Annotated in this window: 17 protein-coding genes; 8 read left to right on the top strand and 9 right to left on the bottom strand. The window is 54.0% G+C overall.

Going from position 1 to position 22552, the window contains the following annotated elements; translation table 11 throughout:
- The first annotated feature begins 146 nt into the window (after nt 1-146).
- Both M9H61_RS05880 and M9H61_RS05875 read left to right on the top strand, forming a co-directional pair.
- Nucleotides 147-1238, top strand: coding sequence for a TRAP transporter substrate-binding protein (locus tag M9H61_RS05880; protein ID WP_068520057.1), 1092 nt, complete (start codon nt 147-149; stop codon nt 1236-1238).
- 276 nt (nt 1239-1514) lie between these two features.
- A complete protein-coding gene (locus tag M9H61_RS05875) occupies nt 1515-2612 on the top strand; it encodes a TRAP transporter substrate-binding protein (protein WP_068520056.1) in 1098 nt (365 codons plus the stop codon).
- Between the two features lie 170 nt (nt 2613-2782).
- Here the strand turns inward: M9H61_RS05875 and M9H61_RS05870 are convergent, their stop codons facing one another.
- On the bottom strand, nt 2783-3172 hold the full coding sequence (locus tag M9H61_RS05870) for a hypothetical protein (protein ID WP_114114363.1): 390 nt from the start codon (nt 3170-3172) through the stop codon (nt 2783-2785).
- A 154-nt stretch (nt 3173-3326) separates the two neighbouring features.
- Between M9H61_RS05870 and M9H61_RS05865 the strand changes: the two genes are divergently transcribed.
- The 4 genes from M9H61_RS05865 to M9H61_RS05850 all read left to right on the top strand — a co-directional run bounded on the left by M9H61_RS05865 (nt 3327) and on the right by M9H61_RS05850 (nt 9475).
- Nucleotides 3327-7295: a NahK/ErcS family hybrid sensor histidine kinase/response regulator gene (locus tag M9H61_RS05865; RefSeq protein ID WP_250283917.1), complete on the top strand. Its 3969-nt coding sequence runs from the start codon at nt 3327-3329 to the stop codon at nt 7293-7295.
- Nucleotides 7296-7372: 77 nt separating this feature from the next.
- A complete protein-coding gene (locus M9H61_RS05860) occupies nt 7373-8290 on the top strand; it encodes a restriction endonuclease (protein WP_250283915.1) in 918 nt (305 codons plus the stop codon).
- 1 nt (nt 8291) lies between these two features.
- Nucleotides 8292-8999 carry a sensor histidine kinase KdpD gene (locus tag M9H61_RS05855; RefSeq protein ID WP_250283913.1) on the top strand — a complete coding sequence of 236 codons (708 nt, stop codon included), beginning with the start codon at nt 8292-8294 and terminating at the stop codon, nt 8997-8999.
- 17 nt (nt 9000-9016) lie between these two features.
- On the top strand, nt 9017-9475 hold the full coding sequence (locus tag M9H61_RS05850) for a hypothetical protein (protein WP_250283910.1): 459 nt from the start codon (nt 9017-9019) through the stop codon (nt 9473-9475).
- 93 nt (nt 9476-9568) lie between these two features.
- Here the strand turns inward: M9H61_RS05850 and M9H61_RS05845 are convergent, their stop codons facing one another.
- The 7 genes from M9H61_RS05845 to M9H61_RS05815 form a co-directional block, all read right to left on the bottom strand.
- The gene (locus M9H61_RS05845; protein WP_250283909.1) at nt 9569-9949 is read right to left on the bottom strand and encodes a type II toxin-antitoxin system HigA family antitoxin; all 381 of its coding nucleotides are present in this window, start codon (nt 9947-9949) and stop codon (nt 9569-9571) included.
- 22 nt (nt 9950-9971) lie between these two features.
- Nucleotides 9972-10274, bottom strand: a complete 303-nt coding sequence (locus M9H61_RS05840; protein ID WP_250283906.1) for a type II toxin-antitoxin system HigB family toxin — start codon at nt 10272-10274, stop codon at nt 9972-9974.
- Between the two features lie 96 nt (nt 10275-10370).
- Nucleotides 10371-10985, bottom strand: a complete 615-nt coding sequence (locus M9H61_RS05835) for a LysE family translocator (protein WP_250283904.1) — start codon at nt 10983-10985, stop codon at nt 10371-10373.
- A gap of 191 nt (nt 10986-11176) precedes the next feature.
- Complete coding sequence (locus tag M9H61_RS05830; RefSeq protein WP_250283903.1) at nt 11177-12007, bottom strand: AraC family transcriptional regulator; 831 nt, start codon at nt 12005-12007, stop codon at nt 11177-11179.
- Between the two features lie 163 nt (nt 12008-12170).
- Nucleotides 12171-13355 carry an AI-2E family transporter gene (locus tag M9H61_RS05825; protein WP_250283901.1) on the bottom strand — a complete coding sequence of 395 codons (1185 nt, stop codon included), beginning with the start codon at nt 13353-13355 and terminating at the stop codon, nt 12171-12173.
- A gap of 205 nt (nt 13356-13560) precedes the next feature.
- Nucleotides 13561-14343 carry an outer membrane protein gene (locus M9H61_RS05820; RefSeq protein ID WP_250283899.1) on the bottom strand — a complete coding sequence of 261 codons (783 nt, stop codon included), beginning with the start codon at nt 14341-14343 and terminating at the stop codon, nt 13561-13563.
- Nucleotides 14344-14467: 124 nt separating this feature from the next.
- Nucleotides 14468-15139, bottom strand: coding sequence for a response regulator transcription factor (locus M9H61_RS05815; RefSeq protein ID WP_250283897.1), 672 nt, complete (start codon nt 15137-15139; stop codon nt 14468-14470).
- A 416-nt stretch (nt 15140-15555) separates the two neighbouring features.
- Between M9H61_RS05815 and pepN the strand changes: the two genes are divergently transcribed.
- A complete protein-coding gene (gene pepN, locus M9H61_RS05810; protein ID WP_250283895.1) occupies nt 15556-18198 on the top strand; it encodes an aminopeptidase N in 2643 nt (880 codons plus the stop codon).
- Between the two features lie 76 nt (nt 18199-18274).
- Here pepN and M9H61_RS05805 read toward each other — a convergent pair whose 3' ends face one another.
- Nucleotides 18275-20467, bottom strand: a complete 2193-nt coding sequence (locus M9H61_RS05805) for a methyl-accepting chemotaxis protein (RefSeq protein WP_250283893.1) — start codon at nt 20465-20467, stop codon at nt 18275-18277.
- A 768-nt stretch (nt 20468-21235) separates the two neighbouring features.
- Here M9H61_RS05805 and M9H61_RS05800 point away from each other — a divergent pair.
- Nucleotides 21236-22336 (top strand): SPOR domain-containing protein, encoded by a 1101-nt coding sequence (locus M9H61_RS05800; RefSeq protein WP_250283890.1) that lies wholly within the window; start codon nt 21236-21238, stop codon nt 22334-22336.
- The last annotated feature ends 216 nt before the right edge of the window (nt 22337-22552 follow it).

The raw sequence follows: 22552 nt of genomic DNA, 5'->3' as shown, positions 1-22552 counted from the left end.
CCAGCATGCCGTAACGTCGGGGAAAAAATATTTCCCCGTTTTGGCAAAAATAGTGGAAACAGACGCGTCTTTTAGCGAAAATCCCCCTCCGCAGGCTGGTGGTCGCGCAAAAAACCACCAAAACACAAGAATCTAAGGGGATCCCAATGAAACGTCGTCAGTTCCTTAAAGGAGCCGGTCTGGGTGCGGGTGCGGTTGCCGCATCGGTCGCGGCACCGGCTATTGTTTCCGCGCAGGAAAGTCTGAATTGGCGCATGGTGATGCCGTGGCCAAAAGGGACGCCGGGCCTTGGCACCAATGCAGAAAAATTTGCCGCCATGGTCAAGGAAATGTCCAATGGTCGTCTGAATATCAGTGTGTTCGGTGGTGGCGAGATCGTCCCGCCGTTCGAATGCATGGATGCGGTCGAACAGGGCGTGGTCGAAATGGCCCATGGTACGCCCTATTACTGGCAGGGCAAAAACCCGGCCCTGAACTTCTTCTCGACCATTCCGTTTGGTCTGACCGCATGGGAACTCTCGGCCTGGCTGCGCTTTGGCGAAGGTCAGAAGCTTTGGGAAGAAGCCTATGCCGAATTCAATGTTGTGCCGTTCTATGCGGGCAACTCCGGCATGCAGGCTGGCGGCTGGTTCAACAAGGAAATCAATTCGCTTGATGACCTTAAGGGCCTTAAAATGCGCTATGCCGGTCTGGGCGGCGAAGCCATGCGCCGTGCCGGTGCGAATGTGACCATGATGCCGCCCGGTGATATCATGCCGTCGATGCAGTCGGGCGCGATTGACGCTGCCGAGTGGGTCGGTCCGTGGAACGATCTGGCATTTGGTCTCTATCAGGTTGCCAAATTCTACTATACCCCGGCCTTCCACGAACCCGGACCGGGTCTTGAGATCTTTGTCGGCAAGGACAAGTTCGATGCCCTGTCACCGGATCTGCAGGCAATCATCCGTTATGCCGCACAGGCGATTTCGGAAAACACCCTGGCCGACTTTACCTTCAACAACCTTCAGTCCTATCAGCCGCTGATCGACAAGGGCGTTGAAGTGCGTCAGTTCCCCGATGATGTCATCATGACCCTGGCCGAACATTCCAAGGCCGCGGTTGATGAAATCGCCGCCAAGAACGACCTTTCGGGCCGAATTGCCGCAAGCTACCTTGACCTCGTCAAGAAGGGCGCGCGCTATGGCAAGGAATTCGAAGCAACCGGTCTGTTGCAGCGTGCAAAGGTCTGGGGCTACTAAGTTCGCCAGTGTCTTGAAACAATCTTCGCGAACCGACCGCAACCCGGTCCGGTGCGCATGATATCAGGGGCTGCCTTCGGGCGGCCCCTTTTGTTTGAACCTTCGGGTGAAGAAATATCGATGAAATGTCGATGTCATGCAGTTTGCGCGATGCTGCATCCCGCAAACATGAATTGTTGCATGCGCCAAAAACCGTAACTTTGGGTTCAAACAGAGTTACGAAATTACCTTCGTAGAGTTTTTACGCAAAAATTTACCAATATTGGGAGCCCCACAATGAAACGTCGTCAGTTTCTGAGCGGCGCAGGCGTTGCTGCCGGTGCATTTGCTGCCGCTGCTACTGCGCCGGCCATCGTCAAGGCCGATGAAACCATCAATTGGCGCATGGTCATGCCCTGGCCCAAAGGCACGCCGGGTCTTGGTGCCAATGGCGAACTGTTTGCCGAACGCGTCAACAAGATGTCGGGTGGCCGTCTCAAGATTACGGTTTATGGTGCGGGCGAACTGGTTCCGGCCCTTGAATGCATGGACGCGGTCGAACAGGGCGTTGCCGATCTGGCCCATTCCACGCCCTATTACTGGTTTGGCAAGGACCCGGCCGTTTCGTTCTTCACCACCATTCCGTTTGGTCTGATGGCGTGGGAACTTTCGGGCTGGCTGCGCTTTGGCGGTGGTCAGGAACTTTGGGACGAACTTTATTCCCAGTTCAACGTCAAGCCGTTCCTCGCAGGCAATACCGGCCTTCAGGCAGGTGGCTGGTTCAATAAGGAAATCAATTCTGTTGATGACCTTAAGGGCCTTAAGGTCCGCTATGCCGGTATCGGTGGCGAAGCCATGCGCCGTCTGGGTGCGACCCCGTCGCTGCTTCCGGCCGCTGACATTCTGCCAAGCTTGCAATCCGGTGCGATTGATGCCGCTGAATGGGTTGGACCGTGGAACGACTATGCGTTCGGTCTGGCCTCGGTTGCCAAATATTACTACACCCCGGCATTTGCCGAACCGGGTTCGGGCATTGAAGTCTTTATCAACAAAGACAAATTCGCCGAACTGCCAGAAGATCTTCAGGAAATCGTCGCCATTGCCGCACAGGCCAATGTCGAACAGACCCTTGCGGACTTTACCTTCAACAACGTTCAGTCCTATCAGGCGATCCTCGCCAAAGGTACCGAGATCCGTCATTTCAATGATGATCTGATCGCGGCCTTTGCCGGTGCCGCCAAGGAAGCGGTTGAAGAAATCGCAGGTCAGAATGACCTTAATGGCCGCATCTATGCGTCGCTGATGGATTTTGCGAAAAAGGCAGCCCCTTATGGCAAGGAGTTCGAGGCAACCGCGCTGAATCAGCGCGCCAATGTCTTTGCCAATCAGGGCTAATCAGCCCGCGATCCCGATCTGAAACAAAAAAGGCCGACACCCGGGTGTCGGCCTTTTTTGGTGCGTGTGCGCTATGCGCTATAGGCTATGCGCCAAGTCATGCTTCATGCACCGTGCATTATGCGCCTGATGCGGGATACCTGACGCCTGATGCATGATCCTCTTGGTGCCTAATGCACGGTCGGCTTGTTGGGCGCGGGCAGGTCAAAGGTGAACCTGTCCTGATCTTTAAGCTCTTCGTTTGCGGCGCGCTTGACCAGTTCGGCTGCCATGACAAGCGATGTTTCAATCGCCCATTTAAGCTGTTCGACCGCGCCTTCATTCCCGGCATTCAGTGCCTCGGGCAGAATGCGTTCCTGCAGGAATTTGGCAACCCCGGCAAAGGCACGTGCGGCACTTTCGCAATTGTCGCGTTCGATCATGAAACGCCCGGATTGCGCGATGGCATCGGCAATGCCCGACAAATGGCCCATCATGATGCGGATTTCACGGTCATCGGTTTCGGTTTTCTTTGCGACAAAGCGCAAAATTCCGGCGTAAAAGCCATAATCAGAAGACATCTGAACCACGCTTTCATTGGTCTTTGGTCTGGGTGCTTATTGCACCAAATCGAATTTGCGTCGTTTTAGACAATTCATCGGCCGTGGTATAGTCCCCGGGAAAAGATAATCGTAACCGCCTGAAACGGTGGTCAGAATACAGGGCTATACACGGATGCTTCAGGGCGGACTGATCTTTATCGTTGCCATGACCTATATCGGGTTGTTGTTTGCCATTGCCCATTATGGTGACAAATACGCCGATAAATGGCGCGCATCAAAGTTGAAGCCGTCGATCTATGCCCTGTCGATGGCGGTCTATTGCACCAGCTGGACATTCTTTGGATCGGTCGGGACGGCGGCAACACGCGGCTGGGCCTTTTTGCCGATCTATATCGGCCCGATCATTGTGATGATTGTCGGTTTTGGCATCATGACCAAAATCGCCCGGGTCTGCCATCAACAGAACATCACCTCGATCGCCGATTTTCTGGGGTCGCGCTATGGCAAAAGCCAAAGTCTGGCCGCCCTTGTCGCGCTGATCGCGGTGGTCGGTGTTCTTGCCTATATCTCGCTTCAGCTCAAAGCCGTGTCGCTGTCCTTTGATGTGCTGATCGGGGAACTTGGCGAACAGGTGGTGCGTCACTCGGCCGGTCATTTTTCCAAGGATACGGCCTTTTATGTCACCATCCTGATGGCGGTTTTCGCCATCCTGTTTGGTGTACGCTATATCCATGCCTCCGAACATCATGACGGTCTTATTCTGGCGGTGGCGTTCGAAAGCCTGGTCAAGCTGGCTGCTCTTTTGCTGGTCGGGTTCTTTGTGGTGTACGGGATGTTTGACGGTGTTGCCGATATCAACAAGCGCGCCTTGTCCGATCCCGCCGTCCGGCAACTTTTCAGGCCCGATACGTGGCTGACATCGCATTTCTTTATTGCGACGCTGCTTGCCGCCTTTGCGATGTTCTGTCTGCCGCGCCAGTTCCATGTGACCTTTGTTGAAAATGATGACAGCCGCAATCTCGCTAGTGCGCGCTGGCTGTTTCCGGCCTATCTGGTGGCGATCAATATCTTTGTCGTGCCGATTGCCATTGCCGGCCTGTTCATGTTCGGGGACGAGCCAAAGGTCAATCCCGATACATTCGTTCTGACCTTGCCGCTTTTGGGCGGGCAGGACTGGCTGGCGATTGTTGCCTTTATCGGCGGGCTGTCGGCCAGTACCGGCATGGTGATCGTATCGTGCGTCGCGGTTTCGACCATGGTCTGTAACGATCTGATCATGCCGCTTTTGCTGCGCTCGGAAAAATTGCAAAACCGCATGTCCGGTGATGTCAGCCAGGTGCTTTTGAAAATCCGGCGTGCGGCCGTGATCCTGTTGCTGTTTCTGGCTTACGGGTTCTATCGGTTCCTGTCGGAAAAATATGCGCTGGCCGATATCGGGATGCTGTCCTTTGCCGCCATGGCGCAATTCGGTCCGGCGGTTCTGGCGGCCATCTATCTTAAAAACATCAACCGGACCGGGGTTCGGCTTGGCCTTGTGTCGGGATTTGTGCTTTGGGCCTATACGCTGTTGCTGCCGACCTTTGTGCAGGGGGAATTGCTTCCGGCATCAATCCTGACCGACGGGCCGTTCGGTTTTGCCATTCTTAATCCGCAGGCATTGCTCGGGGTCGGGATCGAAGATCACCTGACCCACGGGGTGGTCTGGTCGCTTGGGGTGAATTTCGTTCTGATGTTTGTCGGATCGGCCGTCGGGGTACAGGGGGTAACCCAGCGCCGTCAGGCCCAGGTCTTTGTCGATGTCTGGCGCAAAAGTACCAAGGCACGCAATGACACCTGGCTTGGTCGGGTCACGCTGGGCGATCTGGAAGATCTGGCCGCGCGGTTTCTTGGAAAACATTGGGCGCAGCGTGCCTTTCGCAATTATCTGAAATCGCGCGGGGGCGAACCCAAACGATCCGACCTTGCCGATGTCGATGCCGCAAGTTTCACCGAACATCTGCTTTCGGGGGCGGTGGGGGCGGCATCATCGCGCGTGGTGATGGCGCTTTTGCTGCCCGATAAGGCGGTGTCGCGCCGTGATGCGATGGAACTTCTCGACGAAGCGTCCGAGGCCATCAAATTCAACCGTGATCTGTTGCTCAATACCCTTGAAAACATTTCCCAAGGGGTTGGCGTGTTTGACCAAAACCTGCGTCTGGCGACCTGGAACCACCGGTTCATTGATTTGCTTGGCATCGCGACAAGCGACATTCAGGTCACCCTGCCGCTGTCCGAGCTGGTGCAGATTTGCCGTGCCAACGACACCCGTTCGGTTGATATCGATATCCTTCTGGGCCGCAATGCAGCCCCCCAGATGCGTCGGCTTCCCCATACTTACGAGCGCAAACGTTCCGATGGCATGGTGCTTGAAATTCGCACCAACCCGATGCCCGATGGCGGTTTTGTTGCCACCATCGCCGATATCACGGCACGCGTTCGCACCGAAGAAGCCCTTCGCGAAAGTGAACGCAATATCCGGATTTACACCGACAACATTCCGGTGATGATCGCCTATGCCGATAAAAATCAGCGCCTGCGCTTTACCAACCGCCCCTATGAGCGGATGTTTGGCCTTCGGCGTGTTGAGGCCCACGGCATGTCGGTCCGCGAAGCGGTGGGCGAGGAACGCTATGTCCATCTGGCTCCGATGATCGAGCTGGTGCTCAAAGGCTATCGCCAAAGCTTTGAAATCGAATTCCCGGCAATCACGCGCAATCGCAATGATGAACGCGGCATGCAGGGCGTGCGCGAAGGCCGCTATGCCGAAGGCACCTATATCCCGCATTTTGACGAAACCGGCGAAGTGCTGGGTTACTTCTGCATCTATCACGACATTACCGAACGCAAGACCGCCGAACAGGCCCTTAAGGAAGCCAACGAGGGGCTTGAGGCCCGCGTGACCGAACGTACCCACGCGCTTGAAGTTCTGAACTCCGAACTTTCAGACGCCAAGGAACAGGCCGAAACCGCTAACGATACCAAGACCCGCTTCTTTGCCGCGGCCAGCCACGATCTTTTGCAGCCGCTTAATGCCGCACGCCTGTTTACCGTGGCGCTCGGCGGCAAACAGGGACTGGCCGAGGACGTGCTCGACCTTGTCGGCAAGGTTGATCTGTCGCTCAAGGGGGTCGAGGAACTGCTGAACGAGCTTTTGGATATCTGCAAGCTCGATGCCGGGGCGATGCAGCCCAATATCCGCAATTTCGCAATCAGCGATGTGTTAAGCGCACTTGAAACCGAATTCGGCCCGATTGCCGAAAATGCGGGGCTGAGCTTCAAGGTCCATAAACGCGATCTTTGGGTGCGTAGTGACAGTCGCTTGCTTCGTCGTATCCTGCAAAACTTCATTTCCAACGCCATGCGCTATACCCGCACAGGCGGTGCGGTGGTCGGCTGCCGTGTGCGGGGCGACAAGCTGAAACTCGAAGTCTGGGACAGCGGACCGGGCATCCCCGAAGACAAGCTCAAAATCATCTTCCGCGAATTCCACCGTCTTGAGGGCCCGGAAACCACCGATGTTAAGGGGCTTGGCCTTGGTCTTGCGATTGTCGATCGTCTTGGCCGGTCCCTTGATCATCCGGTATCGGTGCGCTCGCGCCCCGGACGCGGCACGGTCTTTTCGGTCGAAGTGCCGCTTGGCGTTGCCGATACGGCTGCAACCCCCAAACCCAAACGCCGCATGGCGGGGGAACTGGGCGGCCTGCGTGTGCTGTGCATTGATAACGAACCCGATATTCTTGACGGCATGAACGCGATGCTCAGCAACTGGGACTGCGTGGTCGCAACTGCCCGGTCCGGCCCGGTGGCCGAAGACCTTCTGAGCGGATCAGAACCGGGCAAGGGCACCTTTGCACCCGATATCATCCTTGCCGACTACCACCTTGATTCCGGCCAGACCGGCCTTGATGTCCTGATCAAGCTTCGTGATGTTCACGGCGTTAATGTGCCCGGCGTCATCATCACCGCCGACCGCTCGACTGAGACCGCCGACCTGATCCGCGAACAGGGTTTCTCATTGCTCAACAAACCGCTCCGCCCGGCTAAGCTGCGAGCATTGATGACGCGGGCGTTGAACCGGTTGGGGAGTGATGCTGCGGAGTGATATTAATTTTCTTGGACGACAAAAAATGTAAGTTTGCTATGTTTCTAAATTCTAGGTTGTTCTTTTGGAGGTGACTATTGTTAGATCGCATCAAGTCTTTAGAGCCGACGGTCTTTGAAAACTTAGTATATGATTTAATGGGATCTAGTGGTTTTGAAAATCTGGTTTGGAGAACGCCAGGGGCTGATGGTGGACGGGACATTGAAGGAGAGGCTCTTTGTCGAGATTTGAGCGGATTCATGCATGCTCAAACGTGGTATATTGAATGTAAGCGATATGACGGTACCCTTAGCTGGCCGCTAATTTGGGAGAAGATAGCTTTCTCAGAAGCCTCTGATACAGATTACTTGTTGGTTGTGACAACGTCTACTCCAAGTCCTCTGGCTGAAACCAAGATTTCTGAATGGAATAATTCTAGAAAGCGGCCGCAAGTTCGCGTTTGGAGAGGGTATGAGCTTGAGAGGAAGATTCAACTTGTTCCAGTACTACAGGTTAAATACGGGTTGGTTGACGATCCGGACCTCAGGCCTGATGCATTCTGGCCATTGGCTGAAAAATCAATGAAAGCTATCTTGGCGGCAAAAGGTAGTCTCGTTGTCCCGAAGCTAACACCGCTTTATGTGGAGTACGCAACAGCCCTTTCGCAACTTCTCAGTCGGCGTCTTGAGGATTTGAGCACTGAAGGTAAGATTGTGGTATCCGGATTCAATAAGGATAAGGATAATTACGATTGGTTGGATGTTTCTGGTCTAAGAAACAGTAATACTTTTGACTCATTTGGCATAAGGGCAATTATTTCTGGATTGAGGATATGGGCCAAAGAAGGAAGCCCGATTAAAGTGGAGCAAGTTTCAAATAATAAGATATCAATTTCTGTCCAATTTAAAAGAGACCCACCTGATTCTTTGCTTGATGAGATGAAGGACGTGTGCTTGTGGTCTGATCTTGAGGTTTGTCTTGAGGGATTGATCGTCATAATTACTTCTAGAGGTTGATATGAATAATTCAGATGTTGATGCTTTAAACTTAAAGTTGCTGGCAAATTTTATTCACCAAGTTGTCAATCCGTTAAATGGTGTTTCAGGAATTCTTAGAAATGTCGTGGATGGTCGTATCACAGATGAGAAGAAAGTAAAGCAAAGGCTAAACCAAAGTAGTGTTCAGTTGGGGCAATGTATATCACTTATCAAGAACTTAGCTTATTTCGCTCAAGGATTTCAGCCTATAGATGATTCTGAAAAAACAAATATAGTTGTTCCTAAGATGATTATTGACTCAATAAATTTTTTTCAAGAACAGGCATCTAATAAAGGCGTGGATATAGAGTTGATCAACCCAAAAGATCAGTTCAGGTATGATGGGCACCTTGAGCTATGCAAGCAAGTGATTATCAATTTGATTGATAACGCGGTCAAATATTGCGAACCAAACACAAATATAAAAATATATTCTGATTTGGTGAATAATGAAAATTATTTGCGTATTACGGTGGAAAGTTCCGGAAAAAGAATAATGCCAGATGATGTAAATAGGATTTTTGAAGTAGGTCACCGGGGGAAAAACGGAAAAGATATACTGGCGTCTGGAACTGGACTCGGATTGTATATTTGTAAGGAGATTGTTGAAGTCTGTCATGGGGGTAAAATTTGGTGCGAGTCAACGAGTGCAGGCTTAACAAAGTTCTTCGTTAAGTTTCCAATATAGTAAGTGTGAGAGTATCGATGGCTGTAACGGAATTTCCAAAGAAAGTTATCTTTGTTGATGATGAGCAATTTATAAATATTTGGGTTGTCGATTTTCTCGAATCAGAGGGATATGAGGTTGTATCTATAGAGAATGTGGAAGATGCCATTCTCGAAATTGAGAAGGGTGTTGGTAGGGCGATTATTATTGACTTACAGGTGCCCGTAGCTGATGGGTTGAAAAAAAATGTGGAAGAGGAAGGGAAAGTGTTTTCAAGATTTCCCGGGCTTTTTTTAGCAAAATTAGCACGGAATAAGGGGTTTCGAGATCGACAAGTTATCATTTACTCAGTGCATGAAAATGAAGAAGTTTCAAGTATTGCTAAGGATAAGCTGAACTGTACTTATTTGCTTAAAGAGCGCCCAGATGTTTTCTCTGCAGAGTTGTTGAGCGTTCTTGAGTATGACCCTACCGATAAAGTTGTTTCGAGTGATTGAATTTAGATAGACAATTCAAATAGCGGTGGAGTTTCTATATTAGGGAATTCTCTTGTTTGAAGCTTTGAAAAGGGGGGAGATTTATTTTGTGTCCTAAGCACTCTCTCTAACCGGCTGTATCAAAACATCCGCCGGAATATTCCAAGCCTCATTCAGCGTTCTGATCTGTGTAAGTGACAGGCTGGTCTTGTGATTTAGGAATTCGGACGCACGGGAACGACTGCCAAGCAGTTTGCCAAGCTCGGCGCGTTCCAGTCCATTTTGCTCCATGTAAAACAGCACAGCTTCGACCACATCGGGGGCGGCGATCGGGTATTGTTGTGCTTCGTACTGGTCGATCAGGATGCCAAGTACTTCTAGCTGGTCGGCTTCCGCTGTGCCCGGTTTGGCATCCCAAAGGTTTTCAACAAGCTCCATCGCCGCTTCATAGTCGGCTTCGGTTTTGATCGGTTTGAGGGCATAGGTCGTTTGCATCTCTTTCTCCTGGCAAGTCCGGTTAGAACCTGTCGACGGTTTTGGCATCGATCTTGTCGTATTCCGCATGGGTACCGATGAACTTGATCCATGCGATCTGGACGTCATAGCGAAAGGCGACGATCAGGCGGTAGTCATTGCCGTGTATCTTGAACCTGATCCGTTCGGCATTGATTGATTTGGCTGTACCAAAAACGTTCAGAACATCCTGATGGCTTTGCCAGTTTGCTTTGCGGGTCCGATCAAACCATGCCTTAAGGGGCTGTTCCGTTTCAGGATGTTTAAGCCAGAAATCGACAAGCACCTTGCGGGCAATGATACGCATACGGTTTCCTGACGCGGGTTTGTTTCAATCTGTCCATTACCAATAAAGTATCATGTTCCATAAATTGGAACAATATCGTTTTGTCGTGCAATCTGCTTATCGTGCCGTCATGACAAGTTTCGCCCCCATCGCCACAAACGCCCCGGCAAAACCTTTGCCGATCCAGCTCATGACTTTCGGGCGTTCTATGATGTGGCTGCGCAATGTCCCGGCAAAGCATCCATAGATCACAAAGACCCCAAATGTCATCGCCATGAAGATCAGACCGAGCAGGGTCATGTCCCATGTGGTGTCGGGTGTATCGGCGGTAACGAACTGTGGCAGGAAGGCCAAGAAGAAGACCGATAGTTTGGGGTTGAGCAGGTTTAGCAAAATGCCGTCGCGGATGATTTTGGCGATGCCGGTTTTGGTTTCATTCGCGGTGACTTTCATCGCACCTGTGCCATGCCACATACCCCAGGCCATATAAAGCAACCACGCCACGCCGAGATAACGCACGATTTCAAAGGCGACCGCGCTGGCATGAAGCAGGGCGCTCAGGCCAAGGATGCTTGCCGCCATATGGGGCACGATGCCAAGGGTGCAGCCAAAGGCCGCCCAGATGCTGGCTTTCATGCCGCGTCCCAATCCAAGGGCAAGGGTATAAATCACGCCGGTGCCGGGCAGGGCGACGATGATGAGCGATGTGATCAGGTAATCAAGGGTGATCATGATGTGTCCGTTTGTTTGACTGTGATGCGGTCAATTTACGGACGGGGCGCAAAGCATTCTTGAACGGAATTGCAGGATGATTTTAGCCTTGGTGGGGCTTTGCGTTGATGCGCATTTGGGGCGGTGTTCCGCATTGTCCGGCAAGCTATGTCTGGCGGATCAGAACGGCAAATGGAAAATGTGAGGATTGGTCAGTTTTGCCGAGCGGCCCGGGCATAGCGGCCCGGTGTCAGGCCGAAGGCCCGCACGAAATGGCGGTTAAGGTGGCTTTGATCGGCAAATCCGGCGCGATGTGCAATATCGGCAAGTGGCTGGCCAGCCCGGATCAGGTCGCGGGCAAGGTCAATGCGCCGCTGGATCAGATAGGCATGCGGGGTCAGGCCGGTGGCACGGGTAAATTCGCGCACGGTTTGAAATTTGCTTAGTCCCGTTACCTCGGAAAGATCATCAAGGCTGTGCAGATCAGCCGGGCAATCATCAAGCAATGCCTTGGCTCGTTTGATCCGTGCATGGGCGACAGCCGTTCGGGTTGCGGGTTTGGCGGGCCCGTCACCCGAATGGGAAAGGGCATGATGAAGCAGCAAAAGCAGCATTTCTTCACGGCGCAACCGTGCGGCATCCACCGTGCCGTGGGTGATCGCATCAAACAAGGTTGCAAAGCATTGCCGGACCTGTGGGTGATCCATCACGGGCCGGGTGAATTCATAATGCGGGTTTGCGCCGTCTGACATGTCGCTTGCTGTATTGGCAATCAGGGCCGGATCGAAATACAGCATGTTCCAACCCCGCGCTGCATCGCCGATCGGATGGCCGTCATGGATTTCGCGCGGATTGACCGTAATGATGTTGCCAGCCCCGGCTTCGACCATGCCGCGGCCCGATGCAGATTTTTGTGGGCCTGAAAACATCAAGCCGATGCCGAATGTTTCATGGCTGTGTTTGGCAAAGCTGTGGCGCGTGCGGGCGCGAACGGCCTCGACACCCGGGCAGTCATGACAAAGAATTTCAACCAGATCGGACATGCCCCAAGGGTGGCAGCCCCGCCGATACTTGGCAAGCGATTAGACGTGCGCAGCAGGGGCGGCGGGGGAATAGCCGGATTTAGGGCATGCCATCATGCGTTGAGCATGCGTTGATCGGGGCTTTGGCGCCTTTGACGCCTTTGACCAGCGCTGCGCAATCGATCTATTTCGACCGGGCAAGGTTATTGCCCTGATTGCCGTGATGATGGGGGCCCAGCAATTCGCGCAACCCGCCAAGCCCGTCGACATGATTGGCAATAACCCGCGAAACGATCAGAAGCGGCACGGCAACCAGAATACCGACCACACCCCACATCCAGCCCCAGAACGCCACAGCCAGAATGATGGCAATCGAATTGATCCGAAGCCGGTTGCCGACAAGGGCCGGTGTGATGATCTGACCTTCAAGTGCGGTGCAGACGAAATAAAGGGCCGGGGCCAGAAGGGCTTCGCTTGTTGTCTGCATGGATACAAGGCCAACCACGGCAACAATGGCAATCCCGGTAAGGGCACCCAGAATCGGCACGTAATTCAGAACCGCGGCGGCAATCCCCCACAGGATCGGGTTGGGCAGACCAATGATCGCCATCAGGGTGCCGACAACAAGACCAAGCGTGATGTTGATCGCGGTGATGGTGGCAAGATAGCGCGAAACTTCGCGTTCGACATCATGGGCAATGCGCAATCCCTTGCGCCGGTCGCCAAAGGTCGGAAGCGCGCGCACCAGTTTCTCATAGACAAGATCACCGGCCGACAAAATGAACAGAAGCAGCACCAGCATCAACGCAATACCGGCCAGAATATCGGGCGCACCTTCGGCGGCCTGACTGATCAGGTTGGGTTCGGTCACCACCACCTTCTGGACATTTTCATCGCCGCTGTTCTGGTCGGTTGCCTCGGCCACCTGTTGCTGGGCATCGCGCAGCTTGTCAAGCGGCTCGCTAAGATCGGCAAGGCGCAGGCGCAGCCGTTGCTCGATCTGCGGGGCTTCGTCGATCCAGCCCGATACCGGGCCGCTCAATCCGTAAATGCCGGCAATCACCGATGCGCTAAGGCCAAGCACAATGGTCAGCGCAGTTATGCTGCGCGGAATGCGAAATTGCGCAAGCGTGCGCACGACCGGCGAAAACACAAGCGACAGCAAAAACGCCATGATCACGGGCAGCACAAGACTTTGCGCCACATAAAGACAGCCAAGGGTGAGGATGCCGAACGTCCCGATGACCGAAATCGTCCGGGCCCGGCGATAGATCAGGGCGCGGGCCACCATGTGCGGGCTGGTGGTTGAAGGCGGGGATGCAGTCGCACCACCGGTTTCAGGCGAAGGCCCAGTGCTTCTGGTCGACATGCATGCTCTCCTGGCGGGCAGGACAAAACGCCTGCCGAGTTTTAAGCGATATCCATGTAACGGTTGAAGTGGCGCTAAGTTCCGGATGCAAGATTGTCGGGGCAAAGCCTGCGCAAAACCAGCGCAAAACATTAAACGGCGCCCAATTAAATTGGGCGCCGTTTAATGTTGGGGGGCAAAACCCTTTGGGCTCTGGGCTTTGGGCCTAGAAGCGCTTGATCAATGCAAAACGGACATTGTGTGACTGGAAATCAGCGTCATAAGAAAAATCCGCCGCAGATCCACCTTGGCCAACGTCTGCGTCACCATTTACGATTTGCGGGAAATAAGTCATGACATAATCACCACGAAGCGCCCATCCGTCGCCGAGCATATAGCCCGCGCCGATACTGCTTGATACGCCAAAGGCCGTTCTTGTGTCGGTGAATGTATGATCGGTTCCGCCCGATACATTATCGTTGAATTTATGCGTGGTCTTGAACCGGCTGATGGACGGACCGGCTGCAAAATAAACTTGCCATTCACCGGTTGCGTAGCCGATTTTCGGGCGAATGCTAAAGGAGAAATCAGTTTCTACGGTCGTCTGGGTCGAGAAGCGTCCGCCCGCATTTGTGTCATATACGAACGGCCCATGACTTTTCGTTTCAGAAAACGGCATGAAGGTCAGATCGCCTTCAATCCCGTAAACAATGTTCCGGTCCTGATAGTCATAGCCAAGCAGGGCGGAGCTGCTGACATCAAAGCCGTCAAGCGTATCATTGAGAAGAGGTGTAAGCTGTTCTCTGTCACTGCCACCACCAAGATCTTCGAAATAACCTGTATAAAGAACGTCGGTGTTTGGCTTCGCAGCGCTATAGGCGCCACCGAGCGCAAGGCCCCCATAAAGCCCAGACCAGTTTGTATCAGCTGCAGCATGGCTTGTAGCCGCGCAAAGGGTGAGGGCGACAAGACCGGCACTTGAAATTGGGGACTTCCGAAGAAACAACATTGGGTGGCTCTTATTCTATTGTGTAATGGACTATGTCAACTTGTATAGTCCATTAGAGAATTGTTGTCTCTGTAAAAAAGTGAAATTTTGCAATAGTTTAACCCTACCCTTAAGGGGGGAGGGATTACATATCGACTGCCGGTTCCTGAAGCTGAAGTTCACGGGCGATAATCACCGCCTGGGTGCGGCTGTGAACCGACAGTTTGCGCAGGATGGCCGATACATGGGCCTTTACGGTGGCTTCGGTCACATCAAGCTCATAGGCGATCTGCTTGTTAAGCTTGCCTTCGGTCAGCATGTTGAGAACACGAAGCTGCTGCGGGGTAAGTTGCCCGATTTTTTCGGCAAGGCCCGTGGCCTCGTCATCAGCCGGGCCGTTTTCCATGGCTTCGCGCGCCCAGTCGGGCATCCACATGCCACCATCCAGAACGGTTTTGACAGCCAACCCGATCTGATCGACCGGGGCCGATTTCGGGACAAAGGCCGATGCGCCATATTCGATCGAACGGCGGACAACCGGTAGTTCCTGACTGGCCGAAACGATGGAAACCGGAATGTCGGGATAGGATGCGCGCAATGAAAACAGGCCGGTAAAGCCGTTCATGCCGGGCATATGAAGATCAAGCAGTACAAGGTCGATATCGCCTTTGCGGGCTTCGATCTGTTCGATGGCTTCAAACAGGCTGCCGGCTTCATAGACTGTGACGTTATCCAGCTCTGTTGTTAATGACTGTTTCAGGGCACCGCGGACAAGCGGATGGTCATCAGCGATCAGAATCTGGAATGTCTCGGTCATTGGCGAGTTCCCCTGGACGTTATTTCCCCGACAGGTCGCAATTATTCTATCCCGATCAATCGGAACTCACAAAGTCTTAGGTGAGAAAATGTTGGGATAATTTTGATTTTGGTGCGGGTGCGACCCGGAAAGCGCCCATCTGCCCGCAAGGATCATCGGCAGAAAGGTTGAGGGAAACCAAAGATCACTCTCGCCCCACGAAATGTGAAACTTTGGCCCCCCTCGCGCCACCGTTTGGGATTATGCATACTAAAATCGGTGCCGTAAACTCCGCATTTGAGGAAAAATGAAATTTATCCTATCAGTGAAACGAATGACCGAAATTCAGTTCTGACAAACGACACTGCGCTGCAATATTGGCGAATTTATACAATCCGTTCCAAAACCGCGCAGCCCAAGGGAAAAAGGACACAGAAATGTCTGAACAGCCGCAAGTGATCCACCGTAAAGACTATAAAGAACCTGACTTTTTTGTAGAAAAGGTCGAACTGGTTTTTGATCTCGAACGGGACGTCACAAATGTCAAATCACGGCTGTTTGTGGCTGCGAATCCTGCGCGCGGCACCGGCAAGGGCGACGAAGTTTTCCTTCATGGCGAGGACATGAAACTGCTTTCGGTGACCCTTGATGGTGATCGTCTGGCCTCAAGCGACTTTACCGTCGATGCCGAAGGTTTGCGCTTTGCCGCACCGGGGGCAAATTTCATTGCCGAAATCGAAACCCAGATTTCACCGGCCAACAATACACGCCTCGAAGGGCTTTATGTTTCGCAAAGCGCGTTCTGTACGCAGTGCGAGGCCGAAGGTTTCCGCCGCATTACCTATTTCCCGGATCGCCCCGATGTGATGGCGACCTATAAGGTGACGATCAATGCGGACAAGGCAAGCTGCCCGGTTCTGCTATCGAACGGCAACCTGATTGACAGTGGCGATCTTGATGGCGGGCGTCATTTCGCGGTGTGGGAAGATCCGTTCCCCAAGCCGTCCTATCTGTTTGCGCTGGTTGCCGGGGATCTGGCCTGTGTCGAAGACAGCTTTGTCACCCGTTCCGGGCGCAAGGTTGCGCTGCGCATCTTTGTTGAACATGGCAATGAAGACCGCTGCGATTACGCGATGGACAGCCTGATCCGCTCGATGAAGTGGGACGAGGATGTCTATGGTCTGGAATATGACCTTGATCTGTTCAATATCGTGGCGGTGTCGGACTTCAATATGGGGGCGATGGAAAACAAAAGCCTCAATATCTTTAATGCCAAATACATTCTGGCAAAGCCCGACACGGCAACCGATACCGATTATGAACTGATTGAATCGATCGTTGCCCACGAATATTTCCATAACTGGTCGGGCAACCGCGTGACATGCCGTGACTGGTTCCAGTTGTCCCTTAAGGAAGGCCTGACCGTTTTCCGTGATCAGGAATTCTCGGCTGATCAGCGGTCCCGCCCGGTGCAGCGCATCAAGGATGTCGCACAGCTTCGTGCGCGCCAGTTCCCCGAAGATGGCGGGCCGCTTGCCCATCCGGTGCGCCCGGACAGCTATATGGAAATCAACAATTTCTATACCGCCACAGTCTATGAAAAGGGCGCGGAACTGATCCGCATGATGCATACGCTGCTGGGGCCGGATAGCTATCGCAAGGGGATCGATCTTTATTTTGATCGCCATGATGGTCAGGCCGTGACCTGTGATGATTTTGCCAAGGCGATGGAAGACGCCAATGACGCCGATTTCACTCAGCTCAAACGCTGGTACTCGCAGGCCGGTACCCCGAAGCTGACCTGGCAGGGCGAATTTGATGCTGATGCCAAACAGTTCACTCTGACCGTGTCACAGAAAACCGATCCGACCCCGGGACAGCCGAACAAATATCCGCTTCACATGCCGATTTCGGTCGGTCTTCTGGCGGCGGACGGATCGGATCTGGTGGCAAAGACGGTGCAACTGACCAAGCAAAGTCAGGAATTTGTCTTTGACGGTGTATCGGAAAAGCCGGTTGTTTCCTTTAACCGCGGTTTTTCAGCACCGGTCAATGTCATGACCGATCAGCCCGACGATGAACTGGTGTTCCTGATGGGCAATGATTCCGATGCGTTCAACCGCTGGGAAGCCGGACAGAAATATGCAACCCGCCTGATGCTGGCGGCCATCACCGAATTTGAAAAGAATGACGGGGATGCCAATGCCGCACTGGACGGGCAGGGCGACAGCATCGCGGCCTTTATTGATGCGATGCGGGCCACCCTTTGCAATGAAGACCTTGATAAGGCCTTCCGGGCTGATGCGCTGGCGCTGCCGGGCGAAGAATTCCTGTCCGAACAGCGCAAACCGGCAAACCCCGAAGCCATCCATCAAATCCGCAAGGCCCTGCGCAAGCGGATCGGTCTTGGCCTGCTGGCGGAATTTGATGCGACCTATCGTCAGAACGGCTCAAACGCGGCCTTTACCCCCGATGCAACATCTGCTGGTCAGCGTGCCTTGCGCGCGACGGCGCTGGCCTATCTGGTGGCAAGCGACAAGGTGGAATATGCCGATCTTGCCGCCGAACAGTATCGCACCGCGGACAATATGACCGACCAGATGGCGGCACTTTCGGTGCTGAACCATCTGGATCATCCGGGGCGGGCCGAGGCACTGGCCGATTTCGAAGCCCGCTTTGCCAAGGACGGCGTGGTTCTGGATAAATGGTTTGCGCTTCAGGCGATGTCATCGCGTGATGATACGCTTGCCCGCGTCAAGGATCTGATGAGCCATCCGGCCTTTACCATGCGCAACCCGAACAAGGTCCGGTCGCTGGTCGGGGCCTTTGCCATGGCCAACCCGCGTGCCTTCCACGCCAAGGACGGATCGGGATACGCATTCTATGCTGATCGTCTGATCGAACTTGATGATATCAACCCGCAGGTGGCCGCACGCCTGTGCGCACCGCTTGGCAAATGGGCGAAATATGATGTCGATCGCGCACGCCTGATGAAACAGGCGCTTGAACGGGTTCTGGCAAAACCGGAAATCTCGCGCGATCTTTATGAAATCGCGTCGAAATCAATCGCCAGCCGATAGCCGGCTTTGACGACATCTAACGAAAAGGGCGGCCTTGCGGGGCCGCCCTTTGTCTTGATCCGGTCCGGTTTCCTGATCAGGTCAGTTTCATGCGTTCGCTGAATTCGCGCATGCGATCAGAAAGATTGCGCGCCATCTCGGAAAGCTGATGGCTTGCGGTATTAAGGTCCTGGGCATTGCGCCCGGTGCCAAGTGCGCCTTCATTCACGAACCGGATCATTTCATCCATCGACCCGGCGCCTTCGGCGATGCGCTGGACGTTTTCGGAAATCTCGCTTGTCGCACGGCGTTGTTCATCAACCGACTGGGTAATGGTCGACTGGATGTCATTGACCTGATGAATAACGTCACCCACCGTGCTGATGGAATGGGCGGCTTTCTGAACTTCCTGCTGGATCGCAGTGGTCAGATCGCCAATCTGCCCGGTGGCGTTTGCGGTCTGATCGGCAAGCGATTTGACCTCGTTGGCCACCACGGCAAAACCCTTGCCAAGTTCACCGGCACGTTCGGCCTCGATCGTTGCGTTCAACGACAAAAGCTTGGTGCGGTGCGCGATATCGTTGATCAGATCAATGATAGATCCGATCTCCGAACTTGCCTTTTCAAGTGATCCGATATTGCGCTGGCTTTCCTCGGCTTCTTTTTGTGCCCGGCCGGTCACATCGGATGCCTCGGTTGCCTGGCGGTTGATTTCCGCGATCGAGGATGAAAGTTCCTCGACGGCGGTGGCAACATTCTGGGTGTTTGATGCGGCTTCGCGCGATACATCAAGTGCACCGCCCGATTGCTGGACCGTATTTTGCGACTGATCGGTCAGTTCGCTTGCCAGCTCCAGAAGGCCTTCGGATTGCTCGGTTACCGATTGGGCAACGCGGGCAACTTCGGCCATCATTTCGGTGACGGCGATTTTGCTTTCCTCGCGTTCCGTCACTGCATTCCAGGCAAGCATGGTGCCCAAAAGCGCGTTATCCTTGTCCAGCACAGGTGCGGCAAGGATTTCGAGATAATCACGCTTGTTCTGGATGATCTCGGTAAAGGGCAGGTTGGCCGGATTGGACAGACGGCTCTGGAAGTCTGCACCAAGTTCAAGGAAGTCGCCCGAAAGCGAACTTGCCGGGGCTCCGACATATTCCTGCCCGCTGGCATTCAGATACCCGACCTTGCCATCAGGGGTGATCAGTGCGGTCATGGTCGGGGTATGTTCGACCATGTTTTGCAGGATCAGGGCCTGACGCACCGATTCCCGAAGCGCAATCAGGGCCTTTTTCATATCGCCGATTTCGTCGCTGCCGACCTGTGGCAGATCGACATTGGTATCGCCCTCCGAAATCGACGTCATCGCGCGCGAAAACGCCCGAAGATTGCGGAACACGGTGGTCCGCAACAAAAGCCACCCGGCCACCCAGGCCGCAAGCAACACACCGATCAGGATTTCGATCGACAGGGCCCGCAAATCATCGGTCTGGGCATAGAAATCGGAAATGTCGCGATCAAATACCGCCTCGGCCCAGATGCCACCACGCCCGTCGCTGATGGTCACATCAACGGCCGCACGGTGGGTTTCGCCGGTGTCGGCCGGTGTTGTGCCCGCGTCTGCCGGTTGGGCATTTTCGGCGGTCACGCCATCGGCCGAGTCTTCTGTCTGGGGGATGGCAGTGCCGCCTTCGCTGGCTTCGCCATCTTCAAGGCTTTCAAACAGCACCGTCCCCGATTTGTCGAGAATCTGGAAATTGCCCCCCAGAACCTTGCCGATGCCAGCCAGTGTCGGCAGCGGGTCGGTAATGACTTCAAGGAAGCCGACTGCGCGGAAACCCCCGACCGGCAGGATCAGGCTGAAAACCGGTCGCCCGTCGGGCGTGGTCCACATGAAACTGGCCGGTTTGCGGGCTTCGCCCTTGTCACGTCCGGTCAGGAACGCCTTGACGTCCGGATCATCGGTCACACTGGCGCCAAGATTGGCCTTTGACGTTGCAAGCTGGTTGAAATCGGTGTCATAGGCAATCGCATCAATCAGTGTCAGGTCACCCTGAACCACCTCGCGGGCATTCGACAGAATATCAAGTTCCGCCTTCATGCGAGTCTGATCGTTTTCCTGATAGCTTTTCACCAGACTGCCAAGCCGCGACCATTCATTGGCAATCGGGGTAATCTTGTCTGCATAGTCGGTTGCCACCCGCGAACCGACAAAGAAATTCACCGTGCCACTGACCGAGTTGTTCAGCGTCTCGATGGCAAAATTGCGATAGGTATCTCCCGTCCAAAGGAGCATCCATGTAACAGCACCTGAAACCAGTAAACCCGTCACGAGCAAAATGCGCCGTAACGTCAGAAGGCTGGTTGCACCTCCTGAAATAGCCGTCTTTGCGGCCTTGTCTCCCGTCATATTCATCACTCCAGAGCAAACCGTTTTTTGTTTTTTGTATTGTGTCGGTGTCTCGCTCCCACCTGGCTACTTCTTATGAGTAGTTTCCCTGATCCAAACAGAGCTTAATTTGGAAAACAATCTTTTAGTTGTTAAAAACTGCCGAAACCCGCGGAAAAATCAGGAATTTGTATGTGGTTGCGGGGGCTAATTCTCCTTTAAATGGTGTCCATTCTGACGCGTTAAAAGTCAGTGTTTTGAAATTTCGGAAAAAATATGCGAATGTGTGTGATAATCGTTTGCAATTAGATTTTCGATGGTCTATGACTGTCTTTGTCAAATGCAGACGGCAATGTCGTTTGTGACCGGTCTTCAGGCTGACATGGCGTGCCTGATGACCATTTATCTTCGGGACTCTCTCTCCCCGAAGGTCGATCTCTCTCACTCGAGGGGGCTGGTATCCGGTTTATTGTGCGGGACAATGCCGGGGAACATACCAGTCCCCCTTTTTTTATCCCGGTTTCTCCCATCATCCATCATCACTGTTCGTGCGTGGCTCACATGCCGTGCGGGCGTTTCTTTTATATATGGTCGTGTGTCGCCGATTAAACGGCTTTAGCGTTTTATAAACGTGCTGGCGGTTACAAAATCATGATCACAATGATGTCGTGAAGGATGGCCAAGTTCATGGTTGGCGAAGACCAAACCAACAAACCCGATCTGCGTGCGACCCCGCAACCCGATTCCGAACCGGAATCCGGGCAAAAGGATGCGCCGCTTCCGGCCTTTATTTATGGGCGTGACGGGCATGGTGATGGCAACGGGCGTGACGGACGTCGCACCGGTGATCGGCAAAACTTTAATGCACGGATAGCTGATATGGATCGCAAAACCCTTCTTGGTCTTGTTACCGGGGCCGGTATGCTCGGCCTGGTCTTGTTCTTTGCCGGGATGCTGGTCGGGGCCGGACTGTTTATGGATTCCGATGACGGCGCCACCAATGCCGCCCTTGAAAAGCCACCGGTTGAAATGCTCGCGACCGAGCCGGATGAACCGGCCGTGGTTTCCGAACCGGTACCGCAAAGCCCGACAACCACCCCTGAAACGGTTGCCGAAATCGCCGAAAGCAGCGATGACCCGGTCGGGGATCTGATTGCCCAGCGCAGTGCGGCCCTTGAAAATTTCGACGAAGCCGCATCGGATGACGCGGGCGGGGCGGCTTCCGAGCTGACGGCAAATGACACGGCGGGTGATGGTGAAACGCTTTCTGCACCGGAAATTCGAGAAGTCGGCGAAGCGCCGGCCGCACCTGATGCGCCCGAAGCACCGGCGGTGGAAAGCTCTGCTGCGACGGCTCAGGGCACGAATGATCAGGCCGCGGGCGAAAACTCTGCTTCTTCCGAACCGGCCAAGGCCGATGCTGCCCCAGATGCCCCGGCTGCTCCTGCCAAACAGGAAACGGCGGCGCGCACATCAGCAACACAGAATGACGAGGCCGAAGTCGCCACCAACGGTGAAACACCATTCTCGGTACAGGTCGGGGCCTTCAAGGTTCATGAAAATGCCAGCCAGCGGGCCGAGGAACTGCGCAAAAAGGGCCTTGAGGTCGCGGTTGTCGTGCGCGGTGCCGCCGATGATTCGGCCTGGTATTATGTGCGGATCGGCAAATACGCCACCCTGAAACAGGCCCGTGATGATGCCGCCAAAATCAAAAAGGACCACGCGCTTGACGGGTTCCCGGTCCGGGCCGAACCCAATGATCGCGAAGTCGACTGATCAGCCGGGACTTTGGTTACAAACGGGGCGATACAATATTGTATCGCCCCGTTTTGCGTTTGGGCCATGGGCCGCTCAGGTCCTCGGCAAAGGCGAGCCGGTTCACAGCAGGGGCGCAGCATGATCTGGCAGGGGCCGCGCGCGGCATCTTGGCCGACTGTGCGGGCAGGCAGCAGTCGAGCCGGCGAACAGGCAGATCGGCAAGCGGGCGGGCCG

Origin of the sequence: Thalassospira sp. GO-4, from assembly GCF_023588965.1 — a bacterium.
Classification (GTDB): Bacteria; Pseudomonadota; Alphaproteobacteria; order Rhodospirillales; family Thalassospiraceae; genus Thalassospira; species Thalassospira povalilytica.
The sequence above is the reverse complement of the archived record's forward strand: the minus strand, read 5'-3'. Positions and strand labels throughout refer to the sequence as shown.